Genomic DNA, 13,683 nt, shown 5'->3' with positions numbered 1-13,683 from the left:
TCGTCGCTCCTGTCCTCTCTGGCTAACATGCATTTATCAAAGCTTGAGGAGTCGGACATGAAAGTACTGGTTACGGGCAATCAGGGCTATATCGGATCGGTCATGGTACCGGTCCTCATGAATGCGGGGCATGAAGTGTCCGGCTATGACATCGGCCTTTACGAACATTGCCTCTTTGAAGAAGGCGGTGCCGTTATGAACGTGCCGACCATCCGAAAGGACGTGCGCGATGTGTCGCCGCGCGATCTGGAGGGGTTTGACGCGGTCATTCATCTAGCCGCACTCTCCAATGATCCGCTGGGTAATCTCAATGAGGAATTGACCTACGACATCAATCACCGGGCAAGTGTCGCCGTGGCGAAAGCGGCCAAACGGGCAGGTGTCGGGCGTTTTCTGTTTGCATCATCCTGTAGCAATTACGGCATCAGCGATGCTGATTTGATCGACGAAACTGGAGAGTTGAAACCGGTAACGGCCTATGGCCGGTCCAAGGTGCGGGCGGAACAGGAGATCCGGGAACTGGCGGATGCAAGCTTCTGCCCGGTCTATCTGCGTCCAGCAACGGCTTACGGTGTTTCGCCTTTCCTGCGCTTCGACATAGTGCTCAACAATCTCGTGGCATGGGCGGTGACGAAGGGGCTGATCTATCTCAAATCGGATGGCACGCCATGGCGACCCATCGTGCATATCCGCGATATTTCCCGCGCCTTCATGGCGGCTATGGAAGCACCGCGCGAAAAAGTCTGGAACGAAGCTTTCAATGTCGGTTCGACGGAGCATAACTACCGCATCCGCGACATTGCGGGCATTGTCGCCGACAATGTTCCCGATTGCCGTATTGAATATGCGGATGATGCCGGACCGGATACGCGTTCCTATCGCGTCAGTTTTGAAAAGCTGGCGCGGGTGCTGCCAGAGGCAAAACCGGAATGGGATGCCGTTGCTGGTACACGCGAACTGCTTGCCGCCTATAGCCGCTCGACGCTGACACTTGAGGAGTTTGAGGGCCCGCGCTTCCAGCGCATCGCGCATATTCGCAAGCTGATTGCGGAAGGGGTCTTGGATGCCGATCTGCGGCGCGCCGACGATGAACCGCAACCGCTTCGGGCAACGGCGTGATGGATACGGGGGCAGGGCACAGGGGCATTGAAATTGCCATTCCGCCGTTGTCGAACGGGATGGCCATCTACGATCTTGCTGCCCGCCTCTATCCAGTCTGCCGCAGTCTCGCCGGTGATGGCGTGCGTGAAACGCTTGCCATCATCGGGGACCATCTGCCGCTGACGGTTCATCAGGTTCCAACCGGCACTCCGCTTTATGATTGGAAAGCGCCGCAGGAATGGATCATCCGTGAGGCCTATATCGCGGATATGAACGGCAGGCGTATTGTCGACTTTGCCCGGCATAATCTGCATGTGGTGAATTTCAGCGTGCCTGTACGGGCGCGAATACCGCTCAGCGCGTTGAAGGAGCATATTCATACACTGCCCGACCAGCCGGACCTCATTCCCTATCGCACCTGTTACCATGCGGAGGGCTGGGGCTTCTGCATGACGCATAACGGGTTTCTGTCGATGCAGGACGGCGACTATGATGTCGTGATCGATGCGGAGCGCCGCGACGGTTTTCTGACCTTCGGCGAGTTCATTCACCGGGGGGAAACCGACGAGACGTTCATCCTGTCGGCTCATCTTTGCCACCCGTCGCTGGCCAACGACAATTGTTCCGGGCTGGCGCTGCTGGCGCGTCTTGGCGAAGTGCTGCAATCACAGCGCACGCGCCTGACCTATCGGCTGCTTTTCGGCCCGGCGACTTTCGGCGCTCTTGCATGGCTAAAGCAGAATGAAGAGCAACTGGGGCTGGTCCGGCACGGGCTGGTCCTGTCTTGCGTCGGCGATGCTGGCGGGCCGAATTACAAGCGCAGCCGTCGCAGTGATGCGGAGATTGATCGCATCATGGGCCATGTTCTTGCCGAGTGTACCAATGCGACGCTTCATGATTTCTGGCCCTATGGCTATGATGAGCGCCAGTTCTGTTCTCCGGGATTCAACCTGCCAGTCGGTATGTTCCAGCGCAGTCTTTATGCCACCTTTCCGGAATATCACACATCAGCCGACAATCTCGATTTCATCAAACCGGACTATCTTGAGCAATCGTTCAACATGGTCTTGCAGGCTGTTGAAATTGCTGAGCGAAACTGGCTTCCGCTGAACACGTCGCCAAAGGGGGAGCCGCAGCTCGGGCGGCGTGGCCTTTATGGAAACATGGGCGGAGACAGTCGCGCCGCGCAAAACGCCATGGCGCTGCTGTGGGTGCTCAATCTGGCGGATGGCGAGCACTCCATTCTCGATATGGCAGAACGTGCGAAACTGCCATTCGCAACCCTTGCCGATGCCGCAGACCGGCTCCGCGATGCAGGCTTGTTGGTGGAGAGCTAAAGCAGCGGCCAGGCCAGATCCTTATCGGAAATGACGCTGGGCCTGTTCGGCCATGGTATGCCGAGCGACGGGTCGTCATAGCGTAAGCCTGTCGCATAATCAGGTGCATAGGGCTTCGAGATCATGTAGCGCACGAGGACGTCAGATGTCAGGGTCTGGAAGCCATGTGCGCAGCCTTCGGGGATGTAGAGCTGGACGCCGTTTTCGGCGGATAGTTCCACGCCGGCCCAGCGCCTGTAGGTGGGTGAATGCGGGCGCAGATCGACCAGAACATCCCAGATGACGCCCTGCAGGCAGGTGACGAGTTTGGTCTCCGAATGTGGCTCGTTCTGGTAGTGAAGGCCGCGCAATGTTCCTTCTTCGCGTGAGAAAGACAGGCTGTGCTGCGGAAAATGTGTTTCCATCTGTCGCTCCGCGAAGGCGGCTTCGCAATAGACCCGCGCGAACCAGCCGCGCTCGTCCTCAAGCCTTTCCGGCTCGATAGACCAGGCGCCATCGATGTTGAGCGAAGTGAAACGCATGTTTTGCTCCGATTTCCATACATGCGCATTCTGACAGCGGGATTATCGGGCGATAGAAGTTTCTTCGATGCATCCAAATAGCCTTCCGGGCGAGGCCAACCTGTCCGAATGAGGTAGGTGCCTACGCCCACGTCGCCATAGGGTGAAGATCGGGTACCTACTCCTCGTAGTCCGTCCGGTGAATGTTGCGCCCGATCGTATGTACGGCTCGCCCCTGATGACAGTCTCGGCAATTTTTAGGCCGCTTAGTAGTTTTGATTATCCGACGTGGATCGGAGTTCAACCCCATCAACCCGTAACGGACCAGTCCGAAGGTTCGTTGAGGCGAGGAACGACGTATGACCATCCAGACGCCGGATATTTCGCGGAGCACGAGCATGGCGCAAGAGCAGACCGGCTGTCGCCTGTGCGGTAAACTACTCAAACACACCTTTGTTGATCTTGGGATGTCGCCGCCTTGCGAAAGCTTCATTACGGCGGATCGCCTCGACCGCATGGAGCCTTACTACCCGCTCTACGCGCTTGTCTGCGATCATTGTTATCTGGTGCAGTTGAAGGAGTATTTCTCGCCTGCCGAGATTTTCACTGAATATGCCTATTTCTCGTCTTTCGCCACCAGCTGGGTCAGCCATGCGAAGACCTATTGCGACGAGATAACCGAGCGGTTGGGACTGAACGAAAACAGCTTCGTGGTCGAGATTGCCAGCAATGACGGTTATCTCCTGCAGCATTTCCTGCCGAAGGGCATCCCGATCCTCGGCATCGAACCGGCGGCCAATGTGGCAGAAACGGCCATTGCCAAGGGCGTGCCGACGCGCGTGGATTTCTTTGGTTCGACGCTCGCTGCCGAACTGGTCGGCACAGGACGCAAGGCCGACCTCCTGATCGGTAACAACGTTCTGGCGCAAGTCCCTGATCTCAATGACTTTGTGCGCGGTCTGCAGCTGTTGCTGAAGCCGGAAGGCGTGATTACGCTGGAGTTTCCGCATCTCGCCAATCTTATCGAACAAAACCAGTTCGACACGATCTATCACGAGCATTTCTCGTATTTCTCGTTGCTGACGATCCGGTACATGGCGCACCGCCATCACCTGAAGGTCATCGACGTGGAGGAACTGTCAACCCATGGCGGGTCGCTCCGGGTGTATCTTGCGCATAACAGCAGCAAGCGGAAGGCAGGACCGCGTGTGGCCGCCCTTCTGAAGCGCGAAGAGAGTTTCGGCCTCAACGAGATTTCGACCTATGAGCAGTTTGCCGAAAAGACCCGGCGCACCAAGCGCGATCTCCTGTCCTTCCTGATTGCAGCCAAGAATGCCGGCAAGCGCATCTGCGGTTATGGCGCGCCGGGCAAGGGCAATACGCTTCTGAACTATTGCGGCATTGGCACGGATTTCCTGGATTTCACAGTCGATCGCAATCCGTACAAGCACGGGCGTTTCACGCCAGGCATGCACATTCCGATCTACGATGTGTCGGCGATCGACAAATACCGGCCCGATTACATCCTCATCCTGCCGTGGAACTTCAAGGACGAGATCATCCGGCAGATGCAGCACGTGGTCGAATGGGGTGCAAAGTTCATCATTCCGATCCCACACGTCACGTTGATTGACCCGGCACTACTCACAGAGGAGCGGTAAGTCATGAAAGTCGTTCTGTTCTGCGGCGGTCTTGGAACCAGAATCCGCGAATATTCGGAGAACATCCCGAAGCCGATGATTCCGCTCGGCCATCAGCCGATCCTGCATCACGTTATGGAATATTACAGCGACTACGGGCACAACGAGTTCGTTCTGTGCCTGGGCTACAAGGCCAATGTCGTGAAGGATTTCTTCCTGACGATCCGCCCGCAGACCTTCGCGGACTGTGTGGTTTCCGATGGCGGGCGCAATGTGCAATTGCTTGAGGAAGTGGATCGTGACTGGAGCGTGACGCTGCTCGATACGGGGATCTGGCGCAATATCGGCGAGAGGCTCTGGAGTGCGCGGTCGCATGTGGCGAATGAGGATATGTTCCTTGCCAATTACAGTGACGGGCTCAGTGATGTCGATCTCGACGACATGACGGAACGTTTCCGTGCCAGCGGCAAGATTGCCTGTTTCCTCGCCGTCCGCCCGCCGCTGACCTATCATCTTGCTGATATTGCCGAAGGCGGCGACGTGCGGGCTTTCCGGACGTCGAACACCTCCGATATCTGGATCAATGGCGGTTACTTCCTCTTCCGCAAGGAAATCTTCGACTATATGCGCGAAGGCGAGGAACTGGTGCTTGAGCCATTCGGCCGTCTGATCGCCGAAAACCAGCTGATGGCCTATAAATATGAGGGCTTCTGGCGCTCGATGGATACGCTGCGCGACTGGCAGACGCTTGAGGACATGGTCGAAAAGGGCGACATGCCCTGGAAGAGGCACAAGGCGGAAGAGGCCGAACGACGCGCTACCAATGTCGCGATAGCGCTATGATCGATCTGCGCTCGCTCGCAAATCAGAGCCGTCCGCTGCAGTTGCTTTGTCTGGGCGCGCATTCCGACGATATCGAAATTGGTTGCGGCGGCACGCTTCTGAGCCTGATCGAGAGCGGCACGCCATTGCATGTGGAGTGGTGTGTTTTGTCGGGAAACGAGGAAAGGCGCGCGGAGGCAGAGGCTTCCGCGCGCGATTTTCTGCGCGGGATAGACCGTTTCAACATTCATCTTGCCTCGTTCGAGGATAGCTATTTCCCGGCGCAAAGCCGTGAGATCAAGCAATGGCTGATCGAACAGCGCGGGCGAGGGCAGCCGGATATGGTCTTTACTCATCGCCATGGCGATGCGCATCAGGACCACCGCACGGTCAACGAGCTGACATGGAACCTGTTTCGGGATCAGGTGATCCTTGAATATGAAATCCCGAAATGGGATGGCGATCTGGGCCAGCCCAACGCCTATTCGGCGCTACCGGCTGCGATCATGGATCGCAAGATCGACCTGTTGATGAAACACTTCGGCACGCAGCGCTCGAAGGACTGGTTTGACGCGGAAACCTTTCGCGGGCTTGCCCGGCTACGCGGCATGGAATGCCGTGCACCTGAGACCTACGCCGAGGCTTTTCATGCCCGTAAGCTGCGGTTGTTTTAGTTTGTAACTGGCTCTGCATTGGTGTCGACACGGACGACCACCGACATGCCGGGCGCCAGATGTGCCGCATCCGGCTGATCTTCATCGATTGCGATGCGAACGGAAAGGCGCTGCGTGATCTTGGTGAAGTTGCCGGTCGCGTTGTCGGATTTGATGACGCTGAATTCGGAACCGGCAGCAGGCGCGAAGGCTTCGATGTGCCCCTTCAGCTCTGCGTGACGCAGCGCATCGACGGTGAATGTGACCGGCTGGCCAATCTTCATGCCGTAGAGCTGAGTTTCCTTGAAATTCGCCATTACCCATTTGATCTTCGGTACGACGGAGACGAGCTGCGTTCCCGCTGTCACATATTGACCGAGACGCACGCCCACTTCGCCGAGTGTGCCGTCACGCGGTGCAATGATATGGGTGTTCTGCAGGTCGATCCGCGCCAGTTCAACGGTTGCTTCCGCATTGGCGATATCGGCATTGAGGCTGTCGCGATTGACGATGATGGACTGCAGGTCCTGTTGTGCGACGGCCAGCGCTGCCTGAGCTTCCTCGACGGAGGCCTGCGCCTGAAGCAGGGTGCCGTGAGCCGTATCGGCAGAACTTTGCGTGGTCACACCGCGCGGCAGCAAAGCCTCGACGCGCTTTGCATTGGCTTCGGCCACCTCAAGTGCTGCCTTGGCGCCGGAAATCTGTGCCTGCCGCGACTGGATCGTCGCTTCAGCCGAACGCTGGCTCTGTTCTGAATTGGCCAGGGCTGCCTTCTTGCTGTTGAGTGCGGCCAGCGCCTGATCCAGCTTCTGCTGATAGCTGCGGCTGTCGATCTCAAACAGTAGGTCGCCCTGTTTTACTGTTTGATAGTCGTTGACATTGACCTTGGTGACATAACCGGCGACCTGCGGACTGATAACCGTCACCTGTCCACGGACATAGGCGTTATCGGTTGTCTCGACGGTGTGTTTGAAAGGCGGCAACTGCCACGCCCACAGCACCATCAGAACGCCTGCAAGGCCGATGATGAGGGCGAGGCCGCCGCGAATATACTGTTTTCCAACTGACATTTTCAAATACTCGTCGATTTAACCAGCCACCGTAGCGTTATGGTGGGTGTGCATGTTTTCATAGAAGCGATAGGCGATCAGGCAAACGAGTGAGAGGCCCGCAATGACGGAGATTGCGAGAAAAGCATCGTTATAGGACAGCACCGTCGCTTCCTTGGTGACCTGTTGTCCGAGAAGCGCCAGCCCTTCGGCCTTCGTCAGTCCCTGATCAGCCAGAACCTTTGCATAGGTGCCGGAGAGCGCCTGAACGCGCTGGGCGACAACGGGGTTGGACATGACCAGTTGCTCTACCAGATAGGCGGAATGATACTTTTCGCGGATCGCGATGAATGTGCTGAACACGGCAGAGCCGATAAGACCGCCGATGTTCTGCGTGAACAGGAAGATGACGATGAAACTCGTCATGTAGGTCGGTCCTTGTTTCAGCGCCTTGGTGATGCCGGCAAGCATGGCCGGGGGCAGGAACAGAGCGCCGCCGAAGGCTATCAGGCCCTGACTGAGATAGGCGTTGTGCGGGCGGGTCAGGTTTGTGGCATGGCTGTCCAGAAAGGCACCGACCGCGATGAAGACCAGCGCCAGCCCGAAGATGAACGATACGCGTTCAAGCTTCATCCACATGCCGCAGGTAATGCCCCCCGCCAAGGATGCAGCGAGAATGACGAGATAAAGGCCACGGCTCTGGCCGTCCTGCAGGCCGAATGCCTGAAAGAGGCCGACCGCACCGGTTGTCTGCTCGGCAAGCACGATGCGGAATATGAAGAGGATCAGCGTGAAGCGCAGGATTTCCGGTTGGAACAGCCAATGCAGGTTCATCAGCGGCTGCTCGCGGTTGAGTTCGATTGCGGCAGCGCAGGCAAGAACAGCGATTGAGATCGCCAGACATATGCCGATCCAGGGGGCTTCGAACCACCAATAGTTCTTGCCCTGAACCAGTACGACCGCGAGAAGCCCAAAGCCGATGGCAATCAGTCCGTAAGCGACGAAATCCAGCCAGTGCAACACTTTTGCACGCGGCGCTTGTGTCATCGGCAAAATATAGACCACGGCGAAGGCTGCGAGCGACAGGCCGATTTCGACCATATAGAGCTGCTGCCATTGGCCGATATCGAAAAGTAGCGGTGAGATTACACGCGCCAGTGGGCCTGCTGCAGCCGAACAGGTGAGCGCAAGGCTGAGGCCCCAAGTCATTTTCTTGGCGGGCGGAAAGGCTTCGAGCATGTAAAGAAAGCCGATGGTCGAGATCGGCGCCGCAGCAGCGCCCGCAATGAAGCGGATCGGGATCGCCGACCAGATATCATAGACAAGCAGATGCAGCAGGGAAGAAATCAGGAAAACGGCAATCGCGATTTCCGCAAAGCGGCGCAGACCGAACTGGGTGCGTATCTTGATGAGAAGGATCGTCAGGCTGGCATAGGGAGCCATATAGGCTGCGATAAGCCACGAGGTTTCCGTCAGCGTTGCGCCGAGTGATCCCTGTATCTGCTGCGTGTTGGCCGAGATGAAATACATGCTGAGACCGCGCGTCGACCACATGAGGACAGACGCGGCGATGTAGATAGCGGACATGTAAACCGGCATATGCGGAACGGCAGGCGTTGCAGCCGGTTGGCTTGCCGGGGAAGCCTGTTGTCCTTGCTGATCGTTGTCTTCTTCCGACATGGTTCTAGCGGTCTTTCCCCGCGAGTGTCGTTTCCACCGTTTGGCTGATTTCCTGAAGAACAGTAAGGGCAGTTTCAAGTGACTTCTGATCGAACTTTTGCAAGAGCTCCGACCGAATGTTGCGGGTGATTTCCTGCAGCTCGCGCACCTGCGCCTGCGCTTCACCCGTCAGCTCGATACGTTTCGCGCGGCGATCGCTTTCAACCGCGGCGCGATAGATCAACCCCTGCTTTTCAAGCCCATCCAGAAGGCGCACCACGGAAGGGTGCTCGATTTCCAGAGCATCTGCCAGCTCGCGCTGATTCCAGTCGCGCTGCTGGGCGAGAAGCAGGAGTATGCGGGCACGTGCCAGCGTCAGCCCGCGTTCCCGGACGCGGGAATCGAACAGGTTACGCATTTTGCGCGCGGCCGTGGAAAGCTCCATCGTGAAAGCCGCTTCGAGATCATGTTTTGACTGAGACATTGTATAGCTATCTATTATATGTGTAGCTATATATAATGTTTAGAACCTGCTAATCAATGGGTTTGATGGCACTCAGATGCAGGAACGGAAAAATATTTGCGGCTTCGGGAATAAATCGCGGTCGTCGATTGTCTTATCTCCATATCGCATGTCGCGATTGGAACCCCGTGAGGCAGATCATGAAAACGTTTGGTTTTATGTCCGTACTGGCAATCGCTACCGTGGCGGCGTCAGCCGCGCTGGCCGCGCCATCCGTCAAGACGATGGAAAGCTCGAAGGGGCAGGTGCTGGCAGGCGCCAAGGATATGACGCTCTACACTTTCGACAAGGATAGCAAGGGTGAATCCAGCTGCTATGATACTTGCGCGAAGAACTGGCCGCCCTTCATGGCGATGAAGGGAGCAAAGGCTTCCGGCGCATATACGCTGGTCAAGCGCAAGGATGGCAGCGAGCAATGGGCGAAAGACGGAATGCCGCTCTATTACTGGGTGAAGGACAAGAAGCCCGGCGATGTCACCGGAGACGGCGTTAATGGAGTCTGGCACGCAGCAAAGCCATGAGGCCGATGTGAGCCATCCCGCTCCCGAAAGTTTCGAGGGCCAGCTTCTGGCCCTCCTGCCGGTCATGCGGCGTTATTCGCGTAGCCTTGCCAAGTCCGATGCCGAAGGCGAGGACCTTTTGCAGGATTGCGTGGCGAAGGCGTTGTCGCGGCGCGGCCAGTGGCGTGGCCTCAATCTGCGTGGGTGGATACTCACGATGATGACCAACCTCTATCGCAATGGCTACAAAAGCCGCGCCCGGACCCGACATGAAACGCTGGATGCCGCTGAAAATGTCAGTGTCGCTGCGACGGAGACGGATCCGTTCCAGCTGCAGCAGCTTGAAGAGGCGATCAACACCCTGCCGGACGATAACCGCGCGGTGCTGATGCTCATCGTCGTCGAAGGCTACAGCTATGGCGAGGCGGCGGAAATGCTGGGCATACCTGTCGGAACGGTCATGTCGCGGCTTTCACGGGCAAGACATCGCGTTGCCGAACATATGAGCGGCTCGAATATTGTAACGCTTCGGAGAAACCGATGACAGAACGCAATTCTCCCATAACCGAAGCGGAACTGCTCGGCTTTGTCGACGGGCAATTGTCCGAAGCAGAACATGCGCGCATTGCCGGGCTTCTTGAAAGCAACCCCGAGCAGGCGGCGCTGGCTGCCGAATGGCGCAGACAGAACGAAGGTATCAGGCAACTCTTTTCCGGTTATGCCGAGGCAAAGAACGACGATCCCGGAATGATCCGCTCAGCGGGGATACGCCAGTCGCGCACCTATCGCAGCGCTGTTGCCGCAGCGGTTCTGGCGGCCTTGTTGATCGGCGCCGCAGGCGGCTTTGCAGGTGCGCGCCTGTTTGCGGAAGCCGAGCCGCAATTGGCGAGCGTGCAGACTCTGCCACAGCAGTCGCAGGCGGCATATCTCATCTATGCCAGCGAAGTACGGCATCCGGTTGAGGTCTTTTCCAACGAAGAGGCGCATCTTGCGACATGGCTTGGCAAACGGCTCGACATACCCGACCTTCGTGTTCCCGATCTCCGCTCGTTGGGCTTTCAGCTTGTCGGTGGGCGCCTGTTGCCGGTTGACGGCAATGCGGGCGCCTTCTTCATGTATGAGGACGAGGCAGGAAAACGGCTTTCGGTGATCGTCGGTCGCAATCCGGATAACCGCGATACGAGTTTCCGTTTTGCTTCAAGCGATGGTGTCGAAACATTCTACTGGATCGACAACGATCTTGGTTATGCAGTAAGCGGCGAGATTTCGCGCGAACGGCTGCGGCAGGTGGCGGAAGAATGCTACCGCCAGTTTCCGGGTTGACCTGCTTATCGGTCGTCGCTGAAAGCGTGAACCATCGCATCCTTTGAGCTGCCACTCGCGATCAATGCGGCAAGCAGGATGCGCGCCTGACCCGGGCGAAGCGTATGTGCGTGAATGGCTCCAGCTTCGCCAAGATCATATCCGCCGCCGCCGCCGCCATAGCCGGGTGTCAATAGGCCTTCCGGTACGCGGCTTGAAACTGCAACGGGAATATTGCGGCGCGAGCATTCGCGGACAGCTTCGACAACGCAGGGTGTGGTATTGCCCGAACCGAGCGCTGCAAGAACGATGCCGCTGGCACCGGCTGCAATGCTCGCTTCTATGTGGAGGGCATCGCAGCCGGGATAAATGGCAATCGTGTCGATCCGGCGGTCACCGACAGGAGCGGGAAGCGTCGGGCTCTGGATAGGGATCATACGTGCAGAGCGGAAGGCGTCGGCGCTGTCGCTGCTGAACTTGTATGCCCCCCAAGCCGGTACGATCCGTCCACCGAAGGCAATAAGGACGCCTTTGTCGGCATTGGCCGGATCGCAGGCAAGCCGAATGGCGGTGGCGAGATTTTCCGGCCCATCCGCCTGCGGGTGGTCGGCGGTAAACTGTGCTCCGGTGAAAATCACGGGTTTGCTGATGCGGCGCTGCAGATGCACCAGCAGCGCCGTTTCTTCCATGGCATCCGTTCCGTGCAGGACGACGATGCCGTCGACGTCGCCATCCTTGAGGCAGGAACCGACGGCATCGCTGATGCGCTGCATGTCGGAAAGGGTGAGGCTTGCAGAATCCTTCGCCATCAGGTCGACCGGGCGAAGCTCCGCTTCAAGGCCCGGTACGAATTCCAGCAGATCCTCACCGGACAGGACCGGTGTGCTTGCTCCGTCTTTCCCACGCTTGCTGGCGATGGTGCCGCCAGTGGCGATCACCGCTATGGAAGGCTTTGCAAGCGTCATATTTCCGAATCCTCTCACTTACCGGGAATGCTGGCGTCTACAGCACGTTCGGTAGCAAGTCGATGGATGCGTTCACGCATCATATACCAGCCGAGGATGAGGGCAGGGCCGATGATTGCCAGTGAAGCAATCGTCCATGTGCCGACTGGATAGTCGAGCGCCATCAGGACAAGCACGCCAAGCAGGAATGCGAGTGTGAGGATGCCGGTGTAAGGTGCACCGAACATGCGGAAATCCGGGCGCACGATTTCGCCGCGACGCGCAAGGTGCCAAAGTTTCAGCTGACAAAGGACGATAACACCCCATGCCGTGATGATGCCGAGTGCGGAGAGATTAAGCGCGATTTCAAAAGCTGCCGCAGGCACGACAGCATTGAGAACAACACCGATGACAGTGACGACAGCGGTAACCGCGATGCCCATATAGGGAACGCCATTCTTGTTCATTTTGGCCAGCGAGGCTGGTGCCGAGCCGGAAATGGCCATGGAGTGCAGGATGCGCCCTGTGGAATAAAGCCCGGCATTCAGCGACGACAGAACCGCGGTCAGGACGACGAGGTTCATGATGATATCCGCACCCTCTACGCCAATCTTGCCGAAAAAGGTCACAAACGGGCTCTCGCCAGCAGAATAGGCTGTGTAGGGAAGAAGCAGCGAGAGCAGCAGAACAGAACCTACATAAAAGACGAGAAGGCGGAAGACCACGGTGCGGATTGCGCGGGGCATGACCTTGCGCGGGTCTTCGGTTTCTCCCGCTGTGGTACCCAGCAACTCGATGGATGCATAAGCGAAAACCACACCCTGGATGATGATGAATGCAGGCAATATGCCGTTCGGGAAAAGGCCTCCGCTATCCGTGATGATGCTGAAGCCAGCCGAATGACCGTCAATCGGCGTGCCGGAGACAACGAAGTAAATGCCGACAACCAGAAAGGTCACGAGCGCAATGACCTTGACGAGACTGAACCAGAATTCCAGCTCGCCAAACACTTTCACCGACAGAAGGTTCATCGACAACACGATGACAAGGGCCGTCAGTGCGAACACCCATTGGTCAATGCCTTGCAGCCACGGCACATAGTGCTTGAAGAAATTCATATAGAGCGCGACAGCCGTTACGTCCGCGACCGACGTCATGGCCCAGTTGAGCCAGTACATCCAGCCTGCCACGAACGCCAGTTTTTCACCGTAGAATTCGCGGGCATAGGAGACGAAGGAACCGGAGCTGGGGCGATGCATGATGAGCTCGCCCAGTGCACGCAGCACCAGAAAGGCAAAGAAGCCGCAGAGGGCATAGACGAAGACCAGGGCCGGACCTGCCATTGCGAGGCGTCCGCCTGCACCGAGAAAGAGCCCTGTTCCGATCGCGCCGCCGATGGCGATCATCTGGATCTGACGCGGTTTCAGGGCTTTGTGATAACCACGGTCCTCTTCAATGAACACTTCGCGTTCGGCCGGGGTGGCCTTCATGGTTTCGATCGGCATTGCTCCTCCCTGAGAGCGCGGTTTCGACAGGCGACCGTTCGGCGTGAAAGGCCAATTAGGGCGCGCCGCCGGTCATTCAATGAGGGTATGGAATTCATCCCTATTTGATGGGCATTCTGTAAAGCTGCATGACAGATTTTGAAGCCGG

Annotated in this window: 14 protein-coding genes; 8 read left to right on the top strand and 6 right to left on the bottom strand. The window is 57.5% G+C overall.

Features of this window, described 5'->3' with window-relative positions; all coding sequences use genetic code 11:
- The first annotated feature begins 57 nt into the window (after positions 1–57).
- Positions 58–1,119: an NAD-dependent epimerase/dehydratase family protein gene (locus tag FG152_RS14665; RefSeq protein ID WP_010658585.1), complete on the top strand. Its 1,062-nt coding sequence runs from the start codon at positions 58–60 to the stop codon at positions 1,117–1,119.
- Positions 1,119–2,438 carry a DUF4910 domain-containing protein gene (locus FG152_RS14660; protein ID WP_010658586.1) on the top strand — a complete coding sequence of 440 codons (1,320 nt, stop codon included), beginning with the start codon at positions 1,119–1,121 and terminating at the stop codon, positions 2,436–2,438. Before FG152_RS14665 ends, FG152_RS14660 begins: the two co-directional genes overlap by 1 nt.
- Here FG152_RS14660 and rfbC read toward each other — a convergent pair.
- Positions 2,435–2,959 carry a dTDP-4-dehydrorhamnose 3,5-epimerase gene (gene rfbC, locus FG152_RS14655; RefSeq protein WP_010658587.1) on the bottom strand — a complete coding sequence of 175 codons (525 nt, stop codon included), beginning with the start codon at positions 2,957–2,959 and terminating at the stop codon, positions 2,435–2,437. The two genes, FG152_RS14660 and rfbC, sit on opposite strands and share 4 nt — an antisense overlap.
- A 338-nt stretch (positions 2,960–3,297) precedes the next feature.
- Here rfbC and FG152_RS14650 point away from each other — a divergent pair, with 338 nt between their 5' ends.
- The 3 genes from FG152_RS14650 to FG152_RS14640 are packed head-to-tail and all read left to right on the top strand — an operon-like array spanning position 3,298 to position 6,074.
- The gene (locus FG152_RS14650; protein WP_010658588.1) at positions 3,298–4,599 is read left to right on the top strand and encodes a class I SAM-dependent methyltransferase; all 1,302 of its coding nucleotides are present in this window, start codon (positions 3,298–3,300) and stop codon (positions 4,597–4,599) included.
- Between the two features lie 3 nt (positions 4,600–4,602).
- Positions 4,603–5,421, top strand: coding sequence for a sugar phosphate nucleotidyltransferase (locus tag FG152_RS14645; protein ID WP_010658589.1), 819 nt, complete (start codon positions 4,603–4,605; stop codon positions 5,419–5,421).
- Positions 5,418–6,074 carry a PIG-L deacetylase family protein gene (locus FG152_RS14640; RefSeq protein ID WP_010658590.1) on the top strand — a complete coding sequence of 219 codons (657 nt, stop codon included), beginning with the start codon at positions 5,418–5,420 and terminating at the stop codon, positions 6,072–6,074. Before FG152_RS14645 ends, FG152_RS14640 begins: the two co-directional genes overlap by 4 nt.
- Here the strand turns inward: FG152_RS14640 and FG152_RS14635 are convergent.
- Genes FG152_RS14635 through FG152_RS14625 form a run of 3 tightly spaced genes read right to left on the bottom strand, consistent with a single transcriptional unit; the run spans position 6,071 to position 9,245 of the window.
- A complete protein-coding gene (locus FG152_RS14635) occupies positions 6,071–7,123 on the bottom strand; it encodes an HlyD family secretion protein (RefSeq protein WP_010658591.1) in 1,053 nt (350 codons plus the stop codon). The genes FG152_RS14640 and FG152_RS14635 overlap by 4 nt on opposite strands.
- An 18-nt stretch (positions 7,124–7,141) precedes the next feature.
- Positions 7,142–8,782: an MFS transporter gene (locus tag FG152_RS14630; RefSeq protein ID WP_010658592.1), complete on the bottom strand. Its 1,641-nt coding sequence runs from the start codon at positions 8,780–8,782 to the stop codon at positions 7,142–7,144.
- Positions 8,783–8,786: 4 nt separating this feature from the next.
- Positions 8,787–9,245, bottom strand: coding sequence for a MarR family winged helix-turn-helix transcriptional regulator (locus tag FG152_RS14625; RefSeq protein ID WP_010658593.1), 459 nt, complete (start codon positions 9,243–9,245; stop codon positions 8,787–8,789).
- A 179-nt stretch (positions 9,246–9,424) separates the two neighbouring features.
- On the opposite strand from FG152_RS14625, the gene FG152_RS14620 reads away from it, so the two are divergent.
- From FG152_RS14620 to FG152_RS14610, 3 genes are read left to right on the top strand one after another with little or no spacing between them, the layout of a single operon-like run.
- Entirely contained in the window at positions 9,425–9,805 is a 381-nt protein-coding gene (locus FG152_RS14620) for a COG4315 family predicted lipoprotein (RefSeq protein ID WP_012092824.1), read from the top strand.
- A complete protein-coding gene (locus FG152_RS14615; RefSeq protein ID WP_010658595.1) occupies positions 9,777–10,328 on the top strand; it encodes an RNA polymerase sigma factor in 552 nt (183 codons plus the stop codon). The genes FG152_RS14620 and FG152_RS14615 overlap by 29 nt, the downstream gene beginning before the upstream one ends.
- Positions 10,325–11,107 carry an anti-sigma factor family protein gene (locus FG152_RS14610; protein WP_010658596.1) on the top strand — a complete coding sequence of 261 codons (783 nt, stop codon included), beginning with the start codon at positions 10,325–10,327 and terminating at the stop codon, positions 11,105–11,107. The genes FG152_RS14615 and FG152_RS14610 overlap by 4 nt, the downstream gene beginning before the upstream one ends.
- 5 nt (positions 11,108–11,112) lie before the next feature.
- Here FG152_RS14610 and FG152_RS14605 read toward each other — a convergent pair whose 3' ends face one another.
- Together FG152_RS14605 and FG152_RS14600 are read right to left on the bottom strand one after the other, a co-directional pair.
- Positions 11,113–12,051, bottom strand: coding sequence for an asparaginase (locus FG152_RS14605; RefSeq protein WP_010658597.1), 939 nt, complete (start codon positions 12,049–12,051; stop codon positions 11,113–11,115).
- A gap of 14 nt (positions 12,052–12,065) precedes the next feature.
- Positions 12,066–13,535 (bottom strand): amino acid permease, encoded by a 1,470-nt coding sequence (locus tag FG152_RS14600; RefSeq protein WP_010658598.1) that lies wholly within the window; start codon positions 13,533–13,535, stop codon positions 12,066–12,068.
- Positions 13,536–13,683: the final 148 nt, after the last annotated feature.

It is taken from the genome of Ochrobactrum sp. XJ1 (assembly GCF_024701725.1).
GTDB classification, from domain to species: Bacteria; Pseudomonadota; Alphaproteobacteria; order Rhizobiales; family Rhizobiaceae; genus Brucella; species Brucella anthropi.
This window is presented reverse-complemented; position numbering and strand designations above follow the sequence as displayed.

Excerpts from the sequence above, each read along its gene's own strand:
- FG152_RS14665 (WP_010658585.1), top strand. The coding sequence starts at position 58 with ATGAAAGTACTGGTTACGGGCAATCAGGGCTATATCGGATCGGTCATG.
- FG152_RS14660 (WP_010658586.1), top strand. The coding sequence starts at position 1,119 with ATGGATACGGGGGCAGGGCACAGGGGCATTGAAATTGCCATTCCGCCG.
- rfbC (WP_010658587.1), bottom strand. The coding sequence starts at position 2,959 with ATGCGTTTCACTTCGCTCAACATCGATGGCGCCTGGTCTATCGAGCCG.
- FG152_RS14650 (WP_010658588.1), top strand. The coding sequence starts at position 3,298 with ATGACCATCCAGACGCCGGATATTTCGCGGAGCACGAGCATGGCGCAA.
- FG152_RS14645 (WP_010658589.1), top strand. The coding sequence starts at position 4,603 with ATGAAAGTCGTTCTGTTCTGCGGCGGTCTTGGAACCAGAATCCGCGAA.
- FG152_RS14640 (WP_010658590.1), top strand. The coding sequence starts at position 5,418 with ATGATCGATCTGCGCTCGCTCGCAAATCAGAGCCGTCCGCTGCAGTTG.
- FG152_RS14635 (WP_010658591.1), bottom strand. The coding sequence starts at position 7,123 with ATGTCAGTTGGAAAACAGTATATTCGCGGCGGCCTCGCCCTCATCATC.
- FG152_RS14630 (WP_010658592.1), bottom strand. The coding sequence starts at position 8,782 with ATGTCGGAAGAAGACAACGATCAGCAAGGACAACAGGCTTCCCCGGCA.
- FG152_RS14625 (WP_010658593.1), bottom strand. The coding sequence starts at position 9,245 with ATGTCTCAGTCAAAACATGATCTCGAAGCGGCTTTCACGATGGAGCTT.
- FG152_RS14620 (WP_012092824.1), top strand. The coding sequence starts at position 9,425 with ATGAAAACGTTTGGTTTTATGTCCGTACTGGCAATCGCTACCGTGGCG.
- FG152_RS14615 (WP_010658595.1), top strand. The coding sequence starts at position 9,777 with ATGGAGTCTGGCACGCAGCAAAGCCATGAGGCCGATGTGAGCCATCCC.
- FG152_RS14610 (WP_010658596.1), top strand. The coding sequence starts at position 10,325 with ATGACAGAACGCAATTCTCCCATAACCGAAGCGGAACTGCTCGGCTTT.
- FG152_RS14605 (WP_010658597.1), bottom strand. The coding sequence starts at position 12,051 with ATGACGCTTGCAAAGCCTTCCATAGCGGTGATCGCCACTGGCGGCACC.
- FG152_RS14600 (WP_010658598.1), bottom strand. The coding sequence starts at position 13,535 with ATGCCGATCGAAACCATGAAGGCCACCCCGGCCGAACGCGAAGTGTTC.